Below are 22,700 nucleotides of genomic sequence, written 5' to 3' on the forward strand. Positions count from 1 at the left end.
CACAGTTCATTTCGTTCAAACACCATTTGTTTAGTATCAAGAATTAACTTGCACTTAATTCTATGGAGCAGGTTAAAGACATACAAATATTCTATTTCCACGGTTTAAACAGTGGAGAACAATCTTCTGCATTTAAACACATAAAGGAAGTATTTCCTAATACACAACTATTGAAGTATAACTTCATTGTATACGAAAAGGCATACAAAGAGATTGAATCATTTCTGCGGAATCAAACGCTGGATAATCTCAATACTGTTTTCATCGGTTCGGGTCTGGGTGGCTATTGGGCGAATTTGTTTTGCTCTGTCTTTGGCATTCAAACTATTCTTATCAATCCCTCACTTCGACCAAGGAAAAACTTGCTGAAATATACCAATGAGGATTTTATTTGTGAAGCAAGAGCTTACCTATTCACAGCAGAGCCCGCGAAAGCATATAAAGAACATCCGATTAGAATCTATCCAAGAGCAGTATTCATCGGATTACTGGATAATGTGGTAAACTATCATGAGACTGAAAAAGTGCTCGGAAACATTGCCAAGTTCATATATCTGCCTGATGAAGGGCATCGGCTAAAGAATCTGCAACCGGTTCTCGATATGATACCAAGGCTGGTTAATACTTTCTTATGATAACGAAAATTCATTTTGTTCATTTCAGTCGACCCTCGATTTGAGATAAGTCTGGTACGTAATACTGATATAGAAGGGCGGGTGAAGATTCATCGACGTTTCCCTATCCAATCGCTAAAATTCGCAAGCGAAAGGAACGTTTTCCATCACAGATTTTTCCTTTTCCACGGTTTCCCGCACTCTCGTGTTGTCATTATTTTCTAAACAAAAAAACACAACATGAAACTGGAAACAGCAGTAAAGAAGGTTGCAGAATTCCTTGCAAGCAATCCTGGCTCTACAAAAGAGGCCATAGGTAAAGCCACCAAAGTTAATGGTATCGAATTGACCAATGTTATAAAGCGCTTGCGAAAAGAAGAGCGGCTGGTCGAAGAATATCCTGATGGTGAAGTGCCTGCCTTCTCTATCAAAAATGAAGAGCAGACAGAACCGGTCTCGAATGAAACCGAAATACCTGTTGAAGATGAACAGCTACCTGCTAAGAAAGGCCGCAACAATGACAAGTATCAGTTTAACGGTAACAGTTATGGTAAGGGGCCTTTAGTAAGAGAAGTTGTCAGACAATATGTGGCCGGTCGGAAAGTAACATTGAAACAACTGAGGGAAGCATTTCCTGATGAACTATTGAACCGGTTTGGCATCTTTCAGGAAGAATCCAAAGCGAAAGAACTGAGCGGTGCACGCGACCGCTACTTTTTCAAAGACGAACATCACATCCAACTTGGTGATAAAAAGATAGTCGTAGTCTGTAATCAATTAACTGCTCAGAACATCCAACCTTTCCTGAAGACAGCCAAAGCCCTCGGATTTAAAATCAAATAATCAACTCTCTTTTTTGTTGTCTCTCTATGGTTGAGAAACGGACGCTCCAAAGGCGTCCGTTTTCTTTTATAGTAGTTCTGCTCAGTTTGATGACCAGACGTCAACCGTGGGCGCCTAATGCGTCCGTTGGCGCCACTTTTGTCTTTAGTGACGAATTGGTTCTGTGTTACTCAATAATATTTTCGTGAAGGCCGAAACAAGTTCAAGCACCAAGCATCTGCCTACTCTTCCGGCATCTTGTAGTCAGGCCATCTCTTTTTATATTCGATAATGAAGTCCCGGATGCGGGCACACCTGATATAAGACTCCGTCCTCTCAAAGTATCCCAAAAGGAGATCAAACACCTCAAGTCCGACACCATCAGCGTCGCCATCCGGTTCAAACAGGAGGAGGCCATACGTCGAGATGTTCTCGTACAACGTTGTCACAGCAGGCTCTATTTCTGCATCACTCAATTCTGGTTCGAGATTTTTCAGTCGACTCTGTTCTTTCATGGGCACAAATTTAATTGAATACCGTCTAAGGATAAGTTATTACGCTACCCCCTGTCGTGGTATTCTTCTACACTCGCTGTGACCGGCATTTATAAATCCGTGCCGGACTTGAACTTATGTCAGATAGCAACAGACCAAACAATGAACAAACGTATTTACCCGCACTCCTATATAGGACTGATTTATCGGTGACACGGATAAAACCAGCTAACGGACGATACTTCACCCTCGAAGAGATGCAGCGTGCTGTGGGTGGGCGGATTGAGATTATACCATTGGACAGAGACGGTTTAGATGACCGGGTGCTGGTGGTAGATGAAGAAGGCAAGCTGATTAGCTTGCCGTTGAATGTTCTCGCCACACTAGAATGGATTAGATATTACGGGGAGACAGACTTCGTAGCTGGTGATGCCATCATCTGTCACCCTGAGCTAATCAGGTGACCTGGCACCAAGAAAGCATGAAGATTGAATGGTACAGAATTGAGTGAATAGTGAGAGACGTTGCTTAAAAGAATTCTACAGCTTTCAGATATTTCATGCGAAGTAACTTATGTTCAAACGAACACAGGTTGAAACCGATCACCCACCCGAGCACCTGTACCTCGCTTTCATGAGCTAGACTTATCTAATTGGTTTGTGATCCATCTGAGTAGGGCGTATTTTACTTTCTTTGACTTTACGTCTAGGTCTATTACATTTATACTCCACTTAGCATGAGTCATAAAGTCAGTGCCATTCTGTTTGCAACCGAGGAAGCTCTTCATGACTTCGACCGATTTACCGATGCGGATATTGCCTGTGAACTTTTCCAGCTTTTTGAATATCGTATGCTGGAAGAAACTGGTCTTCTGGAACAAGAAAAAAAATATGCAGACTTTAATGATGAATTCGATCTGAGAGAAAGAGAATTGGTTAAGCTGTCAGAACTGATTGAGAAGTTGAACTATGATAGTACACGAATGCTTCAGGAAATAATTTTTCTCTACAATGCCACCACCGTTGGTTATTTTAAAGAGGTAGTACAACTTCTAACCAATTACATTAGGCGATTGGAGGGGTTAGGTGCTAACGAAGAAATTTTATTCAACGAAATTAAGAGGAAGGCGAATGAAAAAATAGCAATCAGGTATAGAAGGGGAAGAAAAGAGGAAATAAAATATGAAATAATCCCTGATAAACCATTCCTTAAGTTTGATGAATCTATTTTAATCGACTACGTGGAATTCCTCAAGCAGCAAGTTGATCGCTTCAAAGAGTATATTTCACAATACCTTAACCGATCGCCAAAGGTTCGGTCAAAGAATATTCCACAAAGTAGTGAGGCAAAGTCAATAGGATTTACTTTAGATGAAATAGAACAGGTATTTAGAAAAGATATGTTCGATAAGTTTGTGGAAATTTGTAATCGATATACAACACCTATTATTGAAAGTGAAAAATTGGTTAGAGAGGCCCTAATTGAATTAGAAGATTCAAATTATGTCTGGATAGGGTTGAGGATAGGTAAGAAGACAAATGATATAGGAGATAGAATTATTGTCGTTGAATCCCTCGGACATTTTATCCATACGCTTATTGAAAAGCAATACATACGAAAGGGTATACCCAAAAGGAAACTGGCAAGAATATTTATATCGCATTTCCATATTAAAGCCGCACCCAAGTATTTAGCCCAAGAGATACTGCTGCAAGAACGATTCCATCCTTTTTTCTCAGACATAAATTAGTTTACACTAGACTCAGGTTCACCCGTCCCGCCTGCCAAAATTCGTAATTGGCAGGTATAGCCTGTTTCCCCTATAAGACCTCCTTATTTTTGTCCGCTGCTTTATTACACCGGTTCCGGTCAGACCTGCTGACCCACCACTTAATAAGCAGTTTTGAATAAAACAAAATACAAAACTATGGAATTCAGAAACCCGAAGGACCTAAAACCACATGAAGCGCACTCGCGCATTTACTTGCCAGGCGAAACGCTATCGCTCGAAAAAAGTATTGAACGACTTGGCAGAGTAATCAAACATCCAATTGATATTACCCCTGAAGGAGAGATACTGGCCGGGGTAAGAAGAAATCAAGCCGCCATCAATCTGGATATGACTGAGGTTCCGGTTAATGTTGTTAATCTGTCTACCATAGAGGAGATAGTGGAACACATTATCGAAGATAACCTCCAACGGGTAAAGACATGGGCGGAGGTATACAACGAAATAAGAGAAAAAAGAAAAATCTTAGGTAATCGGCAGGGAGCGCGCACGGATACCACCAAGGAAGAAAAAATTGACACCAGAAAACAGATCGCATCAGAACTCGGCATCAAGCCTAATGTAGTGCGGGTACTGGAATTGATTGGCGATCAACCGGAACACAAGTCTCTCCTGGAACGGGACACCGAACATAACACCGTTAATAAGCTCGAAACCGATTATGAAAAGCGGCTGTCGGTATCGGAAGAAGTGGTAGGTGAGGAATTTCCGATTGTTGACCTAGAGCCCCATTACTGTCCCGTATGTCATAGTTACCCACGAAGGATTATTACCGATTACGTTAACAAGTTGATGACGTACGTGGATGACAAAGAACAAGCCATTTGAATTTTCTAACTAATAAAGTATCTATATGAACACAATTAAAATATCCAACGAACAACCTGATACATCTATTGTTCCCGAAACATCAGACATATCACATCTTGATGATCCGTTCCGTAACGACCAACCTGTTAATGGAACTCCTAATCTAATAATCCCACATTCTGTATCACCAGTTTTTGATTCGGTAAGCTTGTTTACTGGAGTGGGAGGTATGGACCTTGGAGTGCATCAAGCGGGAAGTACTGATACTGGTATAATAAAAGTAAGACTGGCCGTAGATAATTGGAAAGCCTCCCAACAGAATTACCCTTTGAACTTTGAAGGAGATTTTCTGTGCAAGGACATCCTTAAGGTGCCAGGCGACGAAATACTGGAACGCGTCGGTAAAAGACAGGGTGAACTACATAATATTCATGGCGGTGCCCCATGCCCTGGATGGTCGGCCCTCAACCGAAAGAGAAACAAGGGTCATGCAAGCCTGCTTGAAACCAATCTGTTGACGTTTAAGTTCGTGTCCCTTATTTCAGAGATGCAACCGCACAGCTTTTGCATGGAGCAAGTCGACGGGATGGGTGACCAAGCTGTAATCAACGGCTTCCACGAATTGAAGATGCGGTTTAAGGATGATTTGAAGAACTATGTCATTGAAGTTAGAAAAGTTAACACTCTATCTCGGAGTGCCACAAAGAAGAACGCGATGGATATTTATTGGTTGGCGGCGCGACACTGGAGTATTACCAGTGTTTCCTAAACCGATCAAGGGTTCTCTTGCTCACTTGACCATAGGTGCTGTCGATCCAGAGATAGACTATATTGAGATAAGCGGTAGCCGGAACCTGCGCAAAGAACACACAGAATTTTTCAGTACCATACCGGCCACGGAGCACGTTATTCTTAAACTCAAAAATGGGGAAACACTCAAAATGAGCGAACGCCCCGACCTGTTAATGAAGGTGTTCGGATACCCAGAAGATTTTAACATTCATCCGGACCTTACTTTTCCCGAAATTCTACGGCTAATTGGCAACTCAGTTCCACCGCCGCTTGCGAAGGCAGTGTATACCGGGATACTCCGTCAATTACTTACCCTGAAATAAATCAGTCATCCGTGCAAATAATTCAATAACTAAAACAAATAAAAATGACAAAGACAACAACAAAATCTTCGACAAATCTCTACGACAATGTTATCTCAGGTAAAGTTTTGCCCAAAATCCATAATAGGCTGAGGCCAATGGTAAATAACGCGTATTATGATTTGTCTATATTGAACCAACTTCAGAAAAAGGTTGGTCCAGTTAGAGCCGACCAAATGACTGTACTTGTTTGGGATTATTATGATGGTTCTTGGGAAGATTACACATTAAACCCAACGACCGGTGAGGTATGGACGAAATTTCATGACGCCTACCCTCCCTCACATAAAGCCATACGGTTTGTAGGTCACGAGAAAACGGAGCTATCCATAATTTGGGTCAAAAACGTTTCATTTAAGGAACTGTATAATGTCATTGCCACCGCACTATTGAAGAAGGGTGTTAAACCATTTATCGTTCTTAGCAAGGTTGCAATCTTGACCTTACCTGAAAACGAAATAGTTGCTGTCGAAATAATAAATGCAACTCGTTCCAGTATTGGCAGAAAGAACAAACCCCAAAATAATTGTCAGATAAATAAAATTGTATCAGACGTAACTTTTGTTGAACTTCAACAAAAGTACAAGCGACAGAAATTGCAATACAACCTCACCTTGTGTTCTAAGAAGATGGTAAGGTTCAAATGCCGTGAACCGAGTTGTGTTAAATTGAATCTGACATTGCCCATTTTATTTTTTTGTATCAAACAAGGGTAACACCTATCAGTCCTCGAAGAAATATTTCTAATAATCAAACAAACTATCTTATGAATAACATATTTAACATCAATGAGTCCGAAACACTTCATCTAAATGCACAAGAACTAAATAATCTGATACTCAACTAAAATGTAAACTGGAGCGCGATATACCGCAAGAAGGTCGTATTGGAAGGGCTGGACTTCTTCCTCTTAGATAAAGACCTGGTTAAAGTATACGGAAATAACCAATCCTGCCTACTGACACCATTGCAATTGTCTGTGTATGACTGTATAATGGGGGCAAAAGCAATAAGGGCTTATTTCTATTACGACATCTGCCAATCCATTTTTCTAAAATACTGGCCCAGTGAATTCGAGAAGCTGATGGTGAAGCCAAGATAGCCAAACCAAGAGAAAACGGGAAATAATTGGTACGGAAAACGATGGGGTTAACGCTGCTAGGTATGGCGCAACCGTCCTTATGGAAATAAGGTGATGTGTCGTTACCCACAGAGCTTCGCCTATGCAAGTGTTTTCAGGAACCTGTATATCACCACCATCGCCCAAGTATCCATACCGCAATAATCAATTAGGTTCTGTCTTTCACTAGACCAGTCTCTCTCAGGTTCGGCTATCATCTTCATGAACAAAACACTGGCGTCGTCGCCATTATTCACCGTAAGGTTCTTATAACTGAGCTTAGGTGCGACCACCGGTAACACCTTTTTGATACTATACGAATCTGAAAATTTGTAATGATAAAGCCACTTCTTCTGGAAGGGCAACGCCAGATCAAGCAGACGATCTATCACCGCGTTGATTTGTGATTCATACTTTGGAAACAAAATTGACAGGTGCCCCAACTTGGAGCGCTCAAAGCCGATGTTCCAAACAAGTATTGTCCCATCAGTGCCCAAGTCGCGAAGCAGAGTGACCAAGAAGTCTTCCCTGAAATCTAAACCGGGTTCGGCCAAATAAGCATGACTAACCGGTTCAGCGTTTTCGGATTCGATTATATGAAGCGAATATTGAAAGGGTGTCTGCTCGTAAGGATTTGTGCGCTGGAACTTCGGCACCGCGAACCGGACAGTCTCGAAATCCAGAAAGTGAAGGGGATAAACCATCTTGTCCAGAAATTCTTTCAACGGTTCCGGGTTCAAGTATATCCCGCGATTGATATGTGCCTCGACTACATAATTATATGGCGGTTTAAGTTGTTGCCAGTCCTTCACATCAGTAATCTTCTTGACACCTGAATGGTACTGCCGGAACCGTTCTTCCGTTTTTCTATAATAACCGAAGTCAAGAATGGATTCATCCGGTACATCTTTCCAACAGTGTTCTTTGAAGTCACAAGTCCAGGGGCTGGTACATTGTTTGCCGATGGGCGTTTCAGGACAATCATCACCGGTCACCACGTTCTTTAATTCGGTCACCATCTCGCTTATCTCATCCTGTAATGCAATTACAAGCGGATACAGCGATTCCATCTTGAACAATTTCTCAACTTCTATTTCACCGTGCCGTTCATATTCATTATTGATGTGGATGATGGAAATGTCTTTCAATTCAATTCCGCAATTAGTCATTACCCAAAACTGCAGAGCTGCATCTGTAACGTTGACGTCATGAACGGTAGTGGATGATTTGACCTCGTAAGCGTACCAGCCATCTTCTTTCTTCACCAGTATATCCAGCGCAGCCAGAACGCCGTCGTGCTGGAACGCTGCTTCATATATTACAGGAGTACCTTTTGCAACTAACTTCGCCGTCATTTCTATCGAGGGTTGATAGTTGTATGGAGTGGCCGGACTGGCATCAACTCCACCGGGGAATAATTGATGTGCAAGTTTACCTACTTCATGACCTTGGTCAAAGATAAATTGCTTACTAATTGTCGTAGGACGAAGCAAATCCCTTCTGTTTTTATACAGCCACAAACTCTTACTGCAAACGCAACCTCGGATGAAAGTAGATTTAGATAAAAGGTGTTTTGTACTACTCATTCATTGTGAAAGTATCACTTGGTTTTAAAGGGAGGTGAAATTTTCACAATCAACAACTTCTAGACTCATTGTATGGATTAAAGAGGTTTCTATATTATTTATTAGTTTTCGCCTCTTTTCTGACTATAATTTGGTGATAACAGGTCCAAACTTTAAGATAATAAATGGCATTAAACATATCGCATCTCGAACATGAGATAATTGACCAATATCTTTATGACGAGCACCCAACTCGACCTTGGATAATCGGTTTCAGTGGTGGGAAGGATTCCACCATGCTTTTGCAAGTAGTTTGGAATGCGCTTAAAAAAATTGAACCGGTTCTTTTAACTCGACAAATTTATGTAGTGTGCAATGACACACTTGTTGAAAATCCCAGAATCGTTAAGTTCATAAATAAAACGCTAAAGCGGATTCAGAAAGAAGCCAACCTAAATAATTTTCCAATTATTGTAGAACAAACCACACCAAAATTGGATGACAGTTTTTGGGTGCGACTAATTGGGCTGGGCTACCCAGCCCCAAACAAATTTTACCGGTGGTGCACAGAGAGATTAAAAATAAATCCAACCACCCGGTTGATTACTGAAAAGATTGGAGAGAATGGGGCAGCAATAATTTTGTTGGGAACACGAAGCGATGAAAGTTCAAACAGAGCAGCATCAATCAAACGTCACGAAGTAAAAGGGCAGCGTTTACGTAAGCATCAACTCCCAAACGCTTATGTGTATGCACCCATAAAGGATGTAACTATAAATGAGTTGTGGCAATATCTCAATCAAGTGCCCCCGCCCTGGGGAGGTAACCATAAAGAATTGGTAACACTCTACAGAAATGCCAATAGTGGTGATTGTCCTTTAGTCATTGACGACACAACACCAAGTTGCGGGAACAGTCGGTTTGGTTGCTGGACTTGCACCGTTGTGAACAAAGATAAATCAATGGAAGGTTTGATTGAGAACGGTGAAGAATGGATGCAGCCGTTGGCTGACATCAGAAATTTTTTAATTGAAACAAGAGACAATCCAGAAATTTGGAGAGAGAAACGTAGACGCAATGGTGATATAAGTGAAAATCTTTGGGGGCCATATAAATTTGAAACGAGAGTTGAAATTTTAAAACGAATATTGAAAGCTCAAAAATCATTGGAGGCAACTGAGGGCATTGAACTAATAACACACCAGGAAATGGTATTGATTCAATACCATTGGTTCAGAGATTGTTTTTTCAAAACGAAAGTATCACAACTTTATAATCGCGTATTCAAAACACAAATTGATATGAGTAAACAAGAAGAAAAATTCAAACAGGAAGCAGACCTGCTAAAAAAATCCTGTAAGCAGGAACCAAAAGATGTCGAATTTATCCAAGACCTTTTGGCATTACAAAAAACCAAAACGTTAATGATTCGGAAAAGAGGTTTGCAATCTGATATTGACAACCGGTTGAATCAATTTATTGAAGAATTAAAAAACCCAAGTTAATAACAGTAAATGACAATTAAAGAAATTGAACTCTACAATTTTCGCATCTACAAAGGCGAAAACTCCATTGACCTAACTACAGAAGGAAAGAAAAACATTTTCGTTATAAGCGGCAGAAACGGCTTTGGGAAGACAACCTTTCTAATGTCAATGGTATGGTGCTTGTATGGGAAAAACATGCAAGAAGTTGACGATTTGTATAAAAAAGAAATTGTTGACCAGGGAGGTTACAGCAAATACATTGTGAATTCTCTTAATCGTTTGGCAAAGGCTGAAGAAGACCATAATTTTCATGTCTCAATCACTTTCACCAATGTAAATATTCCCGAAGTTCCTTGTAAAGAAATCGTAGTTAAGCGCAGCTACAATGCAAAAACAAGTGTTGCAGAAGAGGTAGAAGTTTTAATTGATGGTTACCCAAGCGAATTAGCAAAGGAAGTTGGACAAGAAATTTTCATTCGTGAATTCATCATGCCAATAGAGATTGCAAAATTTTTCTTTTTTGATGCGGAAAAAATTGTAAGCCTTGCGGAAGTGAACACCGCTGAGCAACGTAAAAATCTTAGTCGAGCATATTCGGAGGTTTTAGGAATTAAAAAATATGAAGACATTAAAAACGAGTTAGAAAACCTGCAACTTAAGATTCGCCAAGAATCTGCAAGCGCAACAGAAAAGGGACAGCTAAAACAATTAGAAGCCGAAGTAGAAACTTGTGAAGAAAGAATAACCGAAAATCACAAATTGATTAGTGAACAGAGAGAAAAACGAAACGAAAAAAATAAAGAATCAAGAGATATACAAGAAAAACTAATAAAGGCAGGAAGTCTAATTACAGTTGAGGAACTGCAACGCATAAGAGAACAAGAAGATGAATTAATAAAAAGACAAACCGAATTGCAAAATGAGTTGAAAGATTCCTATGACATCATTCCATTTGCAATTGCAGGAGATAAATTTTTAGAAGTGAATCGTCAATTGGAAAATGAATCTAATCATAAAGCAGCGCAATACAAAGACGAGAATGTAAATGATGTTACCAATAAAATCTTAACGGACTTATTGAACATTCCTAAGCCTGAAAAATTAGCCATTGACCATCAAGTGCATGATTTTTATGCGACAGCTTTTAAAGGGTTAATTCGCAAGCATTTCTTTTCCGATACCAAAGCATTACCCGGAGACTTTAAAATCATTCATGAATTTTCTGATTCAGAAAAAAACGAACTGCAAGCAGTTCTAAGCAACATTAAATTGTCTTTTCGAGAATCTTTTAAACGTATTAATGGGGACTATAATCAAACAAGAAATGAACTGAATGGAATCCGTAGGAAAATCAAAGACGCAGAAGCAAATCAAGAAGACCCAATCATAGCTGAGTTTCGAAAAAACAAGGACCTTTTAGACAAAGAAGTAATTCGCATTGATGACACTATAAGTTCACTTGACAGAGAGATTGGAGAATTTACCAATGAGAAAACTCAAAAAGGAAAATTGATTGAAACACTTTCAAGGAAATTGAAGGTATCGGAAAATAATGTTGAAAAAGATACAATCATTGCCCGTAACATTTCCAACTTGAAAGATTTCATTTCAAAATTCAAAGCCAAGAAAAAGGAATCTTTAGAAGAACAAATCTTGAACGGCTTAAATACCTTGCTTCACAAAAAAGGGTTCATCAAAAAAGTTGATGTTGAAATTATCGGTGACGATATTGATATAGTATTGAAGAATGCAAGAGGCGAAGAAATCAAAAAAGAGTCTTTAAGTAAAGGCGAGCAACAAATGTATGCGACAGCTTTGCTTCGGGGGTTAGTAGAGGAAAGCGATATACAGTTTCCTGTGTTTATTGATTCGCCAATGCAGAAATTTGATGAACAACATGCTGAAAATATTGTAAAATACTTTTACCCGAACATTTCAGACCAAGTAGTAATATTTCCTCTTATCAATAAAGAATTAACCGCAAGAGAATTTGAAATTCTTTCCAAACATATAGCTCAAACTTTCTTAATTAACAATGTGCATGAAGATAAGAGCGAATTCATAGCAATAGAACCAGACAAATTTTTTAAAACCTACAACCGAATGTATAACGATGCTGATTAACCTAAGAACCTCAGAAGCCAACAAGCCAGTAGTTCAAGAACTAACAAAGCGGCTTAACCTTGGAACTGAAAATGTAGTTTCGAGAATTGCATTTGCATACTCTCTCTCAAAAGGAGTAAAACTAAATTTGGAAACAGATTTGCGAGACAGCAAAGGCAAGGAATACAAAGACGATATTTTGTTTGGGAAATATCGCGATTACTACATGGCTATGGTTTGCCAGCATTACAATCTTTATAAATCAGATAAAGACATTGGCAAGTATATCAAGATGCACATTGACCACGGTTTGACTTTGATGAATAAGTTATTTGAGGAAAACAAAAATTATTCCGGACTTGATTTCCTTTTAGAAAACATTGAAAGAGGAATTGAAAAATTAGAGGGAAATGATGTTACAAACGATGCGATAATTTTTGATGAACAAACAAGAAGAAGCAGGATTTCAAACAAGGATTATTATTCAAGTGCAATAAAAATTCAAGTTGGAAAATCGCTTGACGATGACAATATTTTGTTCAACCTCAACGACACAAGCATACACAACAATGCACACATAGCTGTTGCAGGTAATTCGGGCACGGGCAAAACTTATTTTGCAAACAGCATTTTGAAACAAGTTGCAGAGGAAACGAAAGGCGAAGTGAATTTTCTTTTTCTTGATTTCAAAGGTATCACAGAAGAAGATGAAAAAAGGAATCACACTTTTTTCAGCAAAACAAAAACGGAATTAATCAAAGCACCTTACAAGCCCTTCCCTATCAATCCGCTTTCATTCATTGACAATGTGAATGAGAAAAATAAAATAATGGGCATCAGTAAATTTGTTGACATCATTACCAGTTACAGTAACATTGGTAAGAACCAACAGCAAACTTTGAAAGATGCCACACGGGAAGTATTTGCTTCAAAGAAAGGTGGGCAATATCCATCATTCAAAGAAATTTACGACAAAGTATTGGAAATAGAGGGGGACAAAGCAAGCACCTTAAAAGAAATACTTCAAAGTTTAAGTGAGTTAGATTTATTTGAAACTAAGGTTGATTTGAAAAACAGTTTTCTCAACAAAAATTACTATTTGAGTTTGAGTGGCGACTTGCCAAGAAATGTTCGTTTTACTTCGGTGTTTCTTATTATCAATTACATCTACAACACTTTCATGAATATGGACAATGCACCCATTGAAGGTAAGTGTCAGGGCATGAGATATGTTTTATTGATTGATGAAGCCCATGTAATTTTTAAAGAAAAAAAGAGCCAAGACCTATTAGAAAAAATACTTCGTGAGATTCGTTCCAAAGGTGTTTCGGTAATTTTACTTTCACAAGGCATTGAAGAATTTAATCAACCTTCGTTTGATTTTAGCAGCATGTGTGAAACCGCTTTTCTGTTTGACATCAAAGACAAGACGAATTTAAAAATGATGCAAAAGTTTTTAGGACTTGGAGATAAAGACGGACTGAAACTAAAATCAAGTATGGAAAAAATTCAGAAGTATCAACTCGTAAGCAATTTGAAAGAATTTAAAGTTGCAGAACTATTTAAAGCATAATAAATTTCTTTCATTATGGAGTCAACAGAAAAAATTTCAAAATGGAAAATCTTTGGAGAGATAATTTCCATCAGAACAACTGCGCCATCAGGTAATCCAGAGTTTTGGTTGTATTTTGTTTTGATAAATCTTGTCTTTTGTGCCTTGGGAATTTATGTAAGCATATTTACTGACCTTGTTGACAAGAACAGATACTTTGATTTTCGTGCACTCAATACAAATCTTGGAACATTCTACATTGCAATTTTAGCGTCAGGGTGTTTTGACTTAATTCTTTCAAGAGCAAAGATTATGAAAACGACACTCTCAATGTTTTCTATTGCCATTCTTGTATTTGGAATTTTAGCATTAATTATTTCAGCCGTTGTTAGGTTGCGATTTGCATTGCCAATAACATTTACTTTTTGCATTGTATCACTTTTTATTTGGTGGATAGCAAATGCAGAAAACGATAAACTAATGATGGATGAAGTCTCAATAAGCGATATAACGGGTGGAAACTTAGCACAAAAAATTCTTGGTGATTTAGGCGACTTCAAAACAAAATAACTATGAATCACATAGAAATACCGGCAATAAAAATCTCACAACCTTTTGGTGACTTTTTCTCGTGCAAGTTCAAAGCTAAGGACTTACTTGAATTAACTTTTTCAGACCCGTTAAGATTTATTGACGACAGTGGAAAGATGGCAGGGAATCAAAGAATATTAGACGATAGAAGAATTGAAGAAATCGGAAAGTATATTCAAACAGTAGATGTTGCATTTCCCAACTCAATAATTATTGCAGCAAACTATGGTATCAATGGTGCTCTTTGCGAAGATGAACTTAGAAGATGGAGATTAGTTCCAGTAGGCAACAACGACTTATACAATCTTATCATTCCAACGAATGAAAAACTTGCTTCTGTTATTGACGGTCAGCATAGATTAAATGGTTTTTTAAATGTGCCCAACCATTTAAAAGATATTGAACTTCTTTGTTCGGTATATCTTGATTTGCCAAATCCATACCAGGCACAAATTTTTGCAACTATCAATTTTAATCAGAAAAAAGTTGACAAAAGTTTGGCTTACGAACAATTCGGTTTTAATTTAGATAGTGAGCCATCACATTCGTGGTCGCCTGAAAAACTTGCAGTATTTTTTACAAGAAAGTTAAATCAAGACGATAAGGAGAAGTCAATTTTTTACAACCACATTATTCTTGCACCGCAAGATGATAATTTAATTTTTCAAAAAAAACCAAAACAACTTTCATGGGCTATTTCAACTTCAACTATCGTTGACTGCATTATCAGTTTATTTTCTACGAACAATAAGCGAGATAAATATCTCTTACACAAATTTCAAGTTGATGAAAGAAAAAGAACCGTTCTTGTTAAGGATAGTTCACCGTTCAGGCAAATCTATATTGCCAACAACGACATTGTAATTTATACGGCTATCTCTAATTTTTTCAAAGCCGCATACGATACACTTATTTCAAAATCCAAAGAAGGCTCTTACATAAAAAAGACAGTCGGAGTTCAGGCGCTTTTTGATACTTTGAGAATAATTTCTGCAAAAACTTTGGAAAAAAGCAAAGACCTAAGTGAAGCATTTTACTCATCTTATCTTGTCAAAGTTCAACAAGTAGATTTTAAGGATAATTTTTATCAGGCATCAGGAGTTGGTAGGGGTAGGATAAAAAACACAATTCTTTATGCAAATAATTTAATTGAGGATTCAGATTTGAAAGATTCTGACCTAACTGAAATAAAAAGAATTTTAAAGGGTAGTCCACAGCAATAAAATGTTTCTAATTCAAATATCTGTTATCCTAATTGCGATTCTCCTAATCGCAAATATCATTCTTACTCTCAAGGCTGGCAAAAAAGAAGAAGGCAAAGACCTCACTGAAATAAAGATTTCAGTGTCATCGCTCATTCAAGATTTGAAAGATACGGAGACCAATTTGAAAAATGAGTTTGTAACCAACAGAAAAGAAACGGCACAAGGTTCGAAAGAATTAAGAGAGGAGGTGGGCAACCAGTTAAATACTTTCACAAAGACATTTTCTGATTTGCTTTCTGCATTGACAAAAACAGTAGAAGATAAATTCACTGCATTTCAATCCACGATTGAAACAAATGACAAGGAAAGTAGAAAAGAATTGAAAGAATATTTGGAAGCATTCAAAACCGAATTGAATGATGCCTTAAAAGATTACAGAGAACGATTGAGAGAACAGTTTGAAGAGTTTGAAAAAAACCAACGAACACAAAATGTAGCAAACAGCGAGAAGCTTTCAGAAGTAAAAACCACTTTAGAAAAATCGTTGAAGACATTGCAAGAAGGCAACGAAAAAAAGTTGGAAGAAATGAGAGTTACAGTTGATGAAAAGTTGCAGAAAACTTTAGAAGCAAGATTGTCAGCATCATTTGAATTAGTGAGTAAGAATTTAGAATCGGTGCAGAAAGGTTTAGGCGAAATGCAATCATTAGCTACTGGTGTGGGCGATTTGAAAAAGGTATTGAGCAATGTAAAAACAAGAGGCATATTAGGCGAAATTCAACTTGCAAACATTTTGGAACAACTACTTGCACCCGAACAATACGATGTGAATGTGGTAACTAAAAAAGGAACAAGCAACCGAGTTGAGTTTGCAATAAAAATTCCACAGCAGAACCAAGACAACAAAGTTTTGTTGATGCCAATTGATAGTAAGTTCCCGATAGAAGATTATTACACATTACTTGCAGCGTATGAGGCAAGCGATGCAACAGCAGCAGAAGCAGCAGGAAAAGCGTTAGAAAACGCTATTAAAAAATCTGCAAAAGACATTCATGAAAAATATATCAGCCCACCCGACACATCAGAAATTGGTTTGTTATTTCTACCAATAGAAGGCTTGTATGCGGAAGCAGTTCGAAGACCAGCACTAATGGAATTTTTGCAACGAGAATATCAAATTATAATAACTGGACCAACAACTTTGTCAGCCATCCTGCACACTATTTCATTTGGTTATAGAACAATGGCATTAGAGCAACGTAGCGGAGAAATCAAAAAACTTTAAGTGCAGTAAAAACAGAGTTTGGCAAGTTTGGTGATGTGTTGAAAAGGCACAAGAAAAAAATAAACAAAGCAAGTGAGGATATTGATGAATTAGTTGGCGTGCGAACAAAAAAGATAAATGCCACGCTAAAATCGTTTGAACAACTCCCTGCTAAAGAAACTGAATTGCTGTTGGGAAGTGCTGATACAGACATAACAGAGGACAACGAAAATTAAAATGGCAACTACATTTCATAAAACAAAACTGACCGTTTCATTTGATAATTTTTTTCAAAGAGCAAAAGAGATTAAAGAATTTACAAGTTCAAAAGGACAACGCTATAAAGTTTTACGAATTGAATCCAGTGAAATGTTTTTTCTAAGATTAGATGCAAAGGGGAATAAAGAGTGGAAAATGAATTTGAAAAATGTTTACCAAGCTTATAAAGAGTTAGAAGATTTTGCAACCATTAACTTCAAGCATTATGTTCCCATCACTCATTCTCCTGCAAGAGGATTGCTGCTACATTTAGCTATGTTACAATAGGTTTAAAACTATAGCAAAGCTTTAATACGTAATGAACTATACAAACACCACCAGGCTGAATATTTTGTCTAAGAGAGCCCAAAACATTCTTGAGCGGCTTGGCGGTGTTCAGAAAATGCTTGAGTTCTATTCAAGTGGGCGTTCATTTATGGATTTGTCCCATTCCGGCAGAAAAACAGAATTGGAATTAAAAGTATTTTGCGAGAATTTAATTAAGTCACAGAATGCAGATTCACAACAGACGTATTCCAACAATACAGAAAAACAGGTAGTTGAAAACATTAATGATGCAATGACGCATTATTTTTCTAATAAAAAACTTCTGAGTAACGTTACTCAGAAGTTCTTAACTAAACTTGAGGAGAGTTTTATGATTTCATTGAACGACTCCCAGAAACAACTTTTTATAGTAACTCATTTTAATCCGTATTTCAAGTTTGTTAGAAAATCTTCTTTTAGTGATTCCTTAATGAGGGAACTTAATAGGTTACAGCGTAGAATGCTGTCCTTTACAAAATTTGAAGGTGCAATTGAGGTTGTTCATACCGTGAACACAGAACCTGGCCATGAACTTCAGTTAAGCGATAATTTTAAATTCAATTTTTTATTTTCTACTGCGCTTTCATCAAGCGATGCAGAAATATTTCTTACCGATGACAAATATGTTTTTGAACGCTTAATATCTGCCTTCCTCAGGACAAGAAAGTGGTCAAAAAAATTGAAACTAATAGTTCGTCATTTCTTTTTTAATGAAGAGATGTTAAGTATAAAGCAAGTTGCAGATTTAAGTGATTGTTCTGAACAATTGGTCAGAACGTCAATTACTAAACTAACTAATGAAATAATGCCTAAAACCATTGAGGCAATTTTGTCTGAAGTTGAATTTGAAGAATTTGACCTATTTCATTCCGATGATAAAAATTGGTTTATCGCTGAACCTTTTAAAAAATTCAATTTCAATGGAGAGTTATTGACTCCAAACTACAGACTTGGCTATCATGCACTGAAGATTTTCTATAGGGATAAATTTTCTCTCCTTGATGAATTGCTTTACGATGTTTTGGAACAGAATAGAACGTTTGGTTACGAAGATGGCTACTTGTTTGTTTCGGAAAAATATATCGAGAAGGTTAACCTAAGCGGATTGATAGTTTTTCTCGAGTGTGAAATTTATGAATTTGAAAGCGTAAGATTTGACTACAACTTACAGGTGTTGATAGAGCGTTTTTATAAAGAGAATAATATATTGATTGAAAAGACTGAGGTTGAAAAAATTTACAGATTCATTTTAAAAATTAAACTGAGTGAAATAAGCATTGCCGTAGGTAACCTCAAGCGAAACGAGAAAAAATTATTGAATGCCAAAATCTCTGAAATTATTGAAGATTACTTAACCAATTCGAATCAAGCTAAACGCACAAAGGAGTTAATTGCGGTATTGTCAGAAAGCAATATTAATATAGATAGGGCACAGCTACTACTGACGCTTAAAGGTATGCCCGAAACTTTTATAAGGATGGGTAATGGATTATGTGGCTTAAGAAAGTGGTCTAAATCACAAAACCTTCAAGGAAGTATTCGAGAAATTGTCGAACATCAATTATCAAATATAGATACTCCATTACACATTTCTGAAATACTAACGCTGTTAGGTAATTTTAGAGATGTTTCGAAACACTCAATTGTAACCAATTTGAAGTTAACTGAGAATAGAGTGTTTAAATTTTTCAATTGTGCATTTATTGGCTTGGCATCTAAAAAGTATGATAGCTATTGGAATAACATCCCGCGCTTTATTCCAGCAAAGTTTATGGGTGTTTACAGGAATAATCAATTAAGTGAAGAGATGAAAATAAAAAAGCTAATTGAGTTTGGGTATCCTGAAGTTCATGTTAGAAGTGTCATGAATTCTAAAAAAAATAAAGAAGTTAAACCTTTGGATGCCAATATTTGATTCACACTTTCTTCGCTATACAGAAAAGCATTCCCATCCTTTGTAAATTCAAATTTCCCTGCCTCTCTCATGTGGGTTATATCACATGCGCGAACTTTAAGCGTTTTCATTACCTCTTTACTCTTTAGCCAGTTTGACTTTGATTTCTTTTTGGTAGGCATAAATTAAGGTTTAAGAAACCATTGCCCTTAATCCACTCACAACATTTTTTACGGCATCAATTGCAACATCAATTTCTTTTTTTGTATTGAATTTTCCAATTGAGAAACGAATGCTGCTAAACGCAGAAGTTTCATCCAAGCCCATAGCAGTAAGCACATGAGAAGGTTCTATGCTTGTGGAAGTGCAAGCGCTTCCGTTGCTAACAGCAATTAAGGGCAAATCACTTTCGGGATTACTTAAGCCCATAATCACAGCATCACTATCAGCACCACGAAACAAAATATTGGAAGTGTTATACAAACGAGTTTCTGTATTTCCGTTTACAGAAGTGTTTTTAATTTTGAGTAATTCAGATTCTAAATAATTTCTCAAACTCAAAATGCTTTCAGTATTTTTTTCCATTTCCTTATGTGCCAAAGTACAAGCAGCACCGAGGGCAACAATAGAAGGAACATTCAGTGTTCCGCTTCTCATACCCTTTTCGTGACCGCCACCATGCAACAGCGCAGGTATCTTCACTCGATTCAAGCGTTGCCTTACATACAAAGCACCTACCCCTTTTGGAGCATATAACTTGTGTCCACTCATACAAAGCAAATCAACTTCAAGCGAATCAACATTCACAGGAATTTTTCCAACCGCTTGTGTTGCATCGGTCATAAACAAAGCACCAACCGAATGTGTGAGTTCAGCAATTTCTTTCATTGGCTGCATGACACCGGTTTCATTATTCGCCAACATAACTGAGACAAGAATTGTATCATTCCGCAAAGCATTTTTCAGTTCTGCTAAATCAATTAGTCCGTCAGATTTCACAAGGAGAAATTTTATTTTATAACCTTTCGTTTCAAGATGCTTGCAAGTATCCAAAATCGCAGAATGCTCAGTGCAAACTGTTATAATGTGTTTGCCTTTTGTAGAATAGCTTTCAGCAACACCCTTAATTGCCAAGTTGATTGCTTCGGTAGAACCACTTGTAAAAACGATTTCGTGGGCTTCTGCTCCAATCAAATCCGCAACCTGAACCCTTGCAGCTTTTACCGCTATAAGCCCCTACCCCAAACTTGTGAGAACTATTTGCATTGGCAAAGTTGTCAGTCAAAAACGGCATCATTACTTCCAATACCCTTTTATCAACGGGAGTTGTGGCATTATTATCGAGGTAAATTAATTTGTTTTCCGTCATCATAGTCTTTACAAATATAGGTAAGGATTCTCCTCCAGCTAAGAAAAACATTCTACTAAATACACTTCATGAAATTATTTTCATCTCACACTTACTCGTGTCACAGGTTTCTCGCATACTAACAGAAACAAAACTACAGGCAATGCTACCACCAATTAAAAAGTATAACCCGAGCAAGAACGAGTATTACGTTCTTAGAGACGGTAAAACACCAGGCATCTATTTCAGCTACGATGAGGCATTAAAGCACAAGCACGATGGGGATGAGCGACCTGTCGCACGTGCTTTTAAGAATTGGTGTGAAGCCATATACTATTTTAAAACAGGAGAGATTATCCCTCCCCCACCCATAAAAAAGGAACCCAAGCGGCGACCGTTATTTTGAGAAATACCGGACTGCCTACCTTTTTAGGAGAAGTAATTTCTTGACTTTTATTGCCGTGTTTCTGGACACATCGTGTAGTTTCTGACACTGGCTGAGGGAAAACCCCTTCCGCAAGTCGGCAGCAAGTCGAGGATATTTCTTTAATAGAGTTTCATCGTCTTGCTTGCCTTCTGGTCTTCCTACTCTTTTACCTTTGTGTCTTGCATTGACCAAACCTGATTTAATTCGCTCTGAAAGAATTCTTCGTTCTTCGGCTGCCAGTTCGGAGTAGATGGCGATGATAATATTGGTCACGAAGCTCTCTTGGCCACGGTCATCTAAGCTTTCCAACCCGCCCAAGTTCCTGAACACGATGGCAATCTTCTTAGAATGCAGGTAGTCAATTGTATGCCGGATGTCTTTCGCGTTTCGACCGATGCGGCTGACCTCTGAGACTATTACCTTATCGAACTCCTTACGCGCGGCACATTCGAACAACCGCTGCAAGTCTTCGCGTTCGTGGAAGGTCTTTGTGCCAGTAATCTTAGTGGCGATGGTCTCAACTACCTCAAAATGCTTCTGCTCACAGCACTGGTTCAGTTCAAGAATTTGTCGCTGGTAGTCCTGCTTGTCTGTGCTGACGCGGATGAAGAGACAGGCACGGGTAGTCGGTCGGTTCATAATAATCTAATGGTTGTTGTGAACCGAGTATAGCAGATTCCGGTGAGCATAAGGAAGGTTAAAAATTGACTAACGTTTATTTTGAACCGGCCAAACTCTCAATTTACAATAATTGTAAGTCAATCCTACTCATAATTTCCTTTGCTTGTCCTCCTTTGATTCTAAGCCCACTCAATAGAAACCATCGGCACGGGCAGGGACAATGCCTCAAAGCATTCCATTAATAGGTGCTTAGCCAGCGCCGCGTCTTCCGGTAAGCACATTATCGAATCATGAATCGTAACAAATCTGATTCCTTTCTCTATGAGCTTGGGTGCAACGACCTGATACATCACTGCCGATTCGCTCCGTTGCATTAAGCAGGCCACAAGAGTATAGGCATCATTGCTTTTCGCATACCGGTACTTCTTTCCAGAAGGTCGAATGATATTTTTTAACGTAGGAAGTAGGGATTCATCTGACTGCTTTATAGCCTGAAACATCTTGTGAACGCTGGGAAATGCGTGCCGAAACATCTCGCGGAACCTGCTATTTTCTCCGTAAACGCGGGTTTTAGAGAATAATACAGAAGAGAAAAACAACTTCTTTATCTTATCTCTCGCTTCCTTGTCTTTGTTATCTAAGCCCATACCTTCCATTATGAACTCATACAACCTGCCTTCCACGCACAATCTTCTATATAGGAGAAAGTCTGCTTTCCGGGTATATGGTTCAGCGGTGTCTAACAAGGGAATGAACTCAGGCAGATGATCAGTTATTAAGTGACTGGTCATAAACACCGCTGAAAAGTAAGGTTGTGAGTTTTTGATGTCCAATGCCATGAGCGGCGTATCGGGATGCCCTTTGAATCGCAGATATTTTCTGTATTCCTTCGGCATGGTGGTAATAGGGGTGTGTAGGCGTTTCCCAAAGTCATCTGTTTTGAACCAGGCAAATTCCCAGTTCATCAAAGCCTCTGCTTCCAGAAACTTCATGTCATCGGTTGTTTCATAAGACCCTGCTTGCTTTGGAATACCTACATTAAATTCGATGTCATTATAGAACTCAAGTAATCTGGCGTAGACCAGTTGCTCTGTGGCAACGTTAAAGACCATCTCTTGACATTCCTTCTTGTGTCTGTCTCTGGTTCGCAGCACGGCCTTTATAAGCCAACCTTTAGACACCGTTTCTTTTCTAAAAGATGACTTACCTTCATAGTCTGCCCTCACTTTCCATCTATACAGTTGTGCGTGCCCCC

The 22,700-nt window shown here is 38.2% G+C and carries 22 protein-coding genes and 1 pseudogene; 18 read left to right on the forward strand and 5 right to left on the reverse strand.

Translation table 11 applies throughout. From position 1 onward, the window contains the following. The first annotated feature begins 62 nt into the window (after nt 1–62). Together IPP77_10880 and IPP77_10885 are read left to right on the forward strand one after the other, a co-directional pair. Complete coding sequence (locus IPP77_10880) at nt 63–635, forward strand: hypothetical protein (protein MBL0310152.1); 573 nt, start codon at nt 63–65, stop codon at nt 633–635. A gap of 219 nt (nt 636–854) precedes the next feature. Next, nucleotides 855–1,457, forward strand: coding sequence for a hypothetical protein (locus tag IPP77_10885; GenBank protein MBL0310153.1), 603 nt, complete (start codon nt 855–857; stop codon nt 1,455–1,457). Between the two features lie 221 nt (nt 1,458–1,678). Here the strand turns inward: IPP77_10885 and IPP77_10890 are convergent, their stop codons facing one another. Next, a complete protein-coding gene (locus IPP77_10890) occupies nt 1,679–1,951 on the reverse strand; it encodes a hypothetical protein (protein ID MBL0310154.1) in 273 nt (90 codons plus the stop codon). Between the two features lie 188 nt (nt 1,952–2,139). Between IPP77_10890 and IPP77_10895 the strand changes: the two genes are divergently transcribed. The 6 genes from IPP77_10895 (at nt 2,140) to IPP77_10920 (ending at nt 6,399) form a co-directional block, all read left to right on the forward strand. Continuing rightward, entirely contained in the window at nt 2,140–2,394 is a 255-nt protein-coding gene (locus tag IPP77_10895) for a DUF3846 domain-containing protein (GenBank protein ID MBL0310155.1), read from the forward strand. A 272-nt stretch (nt 2,395–2,666) separates the two neighbouring features. Beyond that, nucleotides 2,667–3,680, forward strand: coding sequence for a hypothetical protein (locus tag IPP77_10900; GenBank protein MBL0310156.1), 1,014 nt, complete (start codon nt 2,667–2,669; stop codon nt 3,678–3,680). 153 nt (nt 3,681–3,833) lie between these two features. Next, nucleotides 3,834–4,547: a ParB N-terminal domain-containing protein gene (locus IPP77_10905; protein ID MBL0310157.1), complete on the forward strand. Its 714-nt coding sequence runs from the start codon at nt 3,834–3,836 to the stop codon at nt 4,545–4,547. A 25-nt stretch (nt 4,548–4,572) separates the two neighbouring features. Then, complete coding sequence (locus IPP77_10910; GenBank protein MBL0310158.1) at nt 4,573–5,298, forward strand: DNA cytosine methyltransferase; 726 nt, start codon at nt 4,573–4,575, stop codon at nt 5,296–5,298. Then, nucleotides 5,288–5,644: a DNA cytosine methyltransferase gene (locus tag IPP77_10915; GenBank protein ID MBL0310159.1), complete on the forward strand. Its 357-nt coding sequence runs from the start codon at nt 5,288–5,290 to the stop codon at nt 5,642–5,644. Before IPP77_10910 ends, IPP77_10915 begins: the two co-directional genes overlap by 11 nt. A 44-nt stretch (nt 5,645–5,688) precedes the next feature. Then, a complete protein-coding gene (locus IPP77_10920) occupies nt 5,689–6,399 on the forward strand; it encodes a hypothetical protein (protein ID MBL0310160.1) in 711 nt (236 codons plus the stop codon). A 505-nt stretch (nt 6,400–6,904) separates the two neighbouring features. Here the strand turns inward: IPP77_10920 and IPP77_10925 are convergent. Then, nucleotides 6,905–8,389, reverse strand: coding sequence for a DUF2779 domain-containing protein (locus IPP77_10925; protein MBL0310161.1), 1,485 nt, complete (start codon nt 8,387–8,389; stop codon nt 6,905–6,907). Between the two features lie 164 nt (nt 8,390–8,553). Between IPP77_10925 and dndC the strand changes: the two genes are divergently transcribed. The 9 genes from dndC to IPP77_10970 are packed head-to-tail and all read left to right on the forward strand — an operon-like array spanning nt 8,554 to nt 19,070. Further along, complete coding sequence (gene dndC / locus IPP77_10930; GenBank protein MBL0310162.1) at nt 8,554–9,873, forward strand: DNA phosphorothioation system sulfurtransferase DndC; 1,320 nt, start codon at nt 8,554–8,556, stop codon at nt 9,871–9,873. A 9-nt stretch (nt 9,874–9,882) separates the two neighbouring features. Further along, nucleotides 9,883–11,979 (forward strand): DNA sulfur modification protein DndD, encoded by a 2,097-nt coding sequence (gene dndD, locus IPP77_10935; protein ID MBL0310163.1) that lies wholly within the window; start codon nt 9,883–9,885, stop codon nt 11,977–11,979. After that, nucleotides 11,969–13,531 carry a DUF853 family protein gene (locus tag IPP77_10940; protein ID MBL0310164.1) on the forward strand — a complete coding sequence of 521 codons (1,563 nt, stop codon included), beginning with the start codon at nt 11,969–11,971 and terminating at the stop codon, nt 13,529–13,531. The genes dndD and IPP77_10940 overlap by 11 nt, the downstream gene beginning before the upstream one ends. Nucleotides 13,532–13,546: 15 nt before the next feature. After that, entirely contained in the window at nt 13,547–14,080 is a 534-nt protein-coding gene (locus IPP77_10945; protein ID MBL0310165.1) for a hypothetical protein, read from the forward strand. A 2-nt stretch (nt 14,081–14,082) separates the two neighbouring features. After that, on the forward strand, nt 14,083–15,324 hold the full coding sequence (locus IPP77_10950; GenBank protein ID MBL0310166.1) for a DGQHR domain-containing protein: 1,242 nt from the start codon (nt 14,083–14,085) through the stop codon (nt 15,322–15,324). A gap of 1 nt (nt 15,325) precedes the next feature. After that, entirely contained in the window at nt 15,326–16,591 is a 1,266-nt protein-coding gene (gene rmuC / locus IPP77_10955) for a DNA recombination protein RmuC (GenBank protein MBL0310167.1), read from the forward strand. Nucleotides 16,592–16,626: 35 nt separating this feature from the next. Then, complete coding sequence (locus IPP77_10960) at nt 16,627–16,806, forward strand: hypothetical protein (GenBank protein MBL0310168.1); 180 nt, start codon at nt 16,627–16,629, stop codon at nt 16,804–16,806. Between the two features lies 1 nt (nt 16,807). After that, nucleotides 16,808–17,116: a hypothetical protein gene (locus IPP77_10965; protein MBL0310169.1), complete on the forward strand. Its 309-nt coding sequence runs from the start codon at nt 16,808–16,810 to the stop codon at nt 17,114–17,116. A gap of 31 nt (nt 17,117–17,147) precedes the next feature. Beyond that, nucleotides 17,148–19,070 carry a hypothetical protein gene (locus tag IPP77_10970; protein ID MBL0310170.1) on the forward strand — a complete coding sequence of 641 codons (1,923 nt, stop codon included), beginning with the start codon at nt 17,148–17,150 and terminating at the stop codon, nt 19,068–19,070. 171 nt (nt 19,071–19,241) lie between these two features. Here IPP77_10970 and IPP77_10975 read toward each other — a convergent pair. After that, nucleotides 19,242–20,421 (reverse strand): annotated as a pseudogene (locus IPP77_10975) (cysteine desulfurase). 139 nt (nt 20,422–20,560) lie between these two features. Here IPP77_10975 and IPP77_10980 point away from each other — a divergent pair. Next, a complete protein-coding gene (locus tag IPP77_10980) occupies nt 20,561–20,803 on the forward strand; it encodes a viroplasmin family protein (GenBank protein MBL0310171.1) in 243 nt (80 codons plus the stop codon). Nucleotides 20,804–20,818: 15 nt separating this feature from the next. Here the strand turns inward: IPP77_10980 and IPP77_10985 are convergent, their stop codons facing one another. Further along, entirely contained in the window at nt 20,819–21,463 is a 645-nt protein-coding gene (locus IPP77_10985; protein ID MBL0310172.1) for a recombinase family protein, read from the reverse strand. A gap of 161 nt (nt 21,464–21,624) precedes the next feature. Further along, nucleotides 21,625–22,700: hypothetical protein (locus IPP77_10990; protein ID MBL0310173.1), on the reverse strand; the 1,076-nt coding region annotated here is incomplete at its 5' end.

This window comes from Bacteroidota bacterium (assembly GCA_016722375.1).
Lineage (GTDB): Bacteria > Bacteroidota > Bacteroidia > Chitinophagales > LD1 > Bog-950.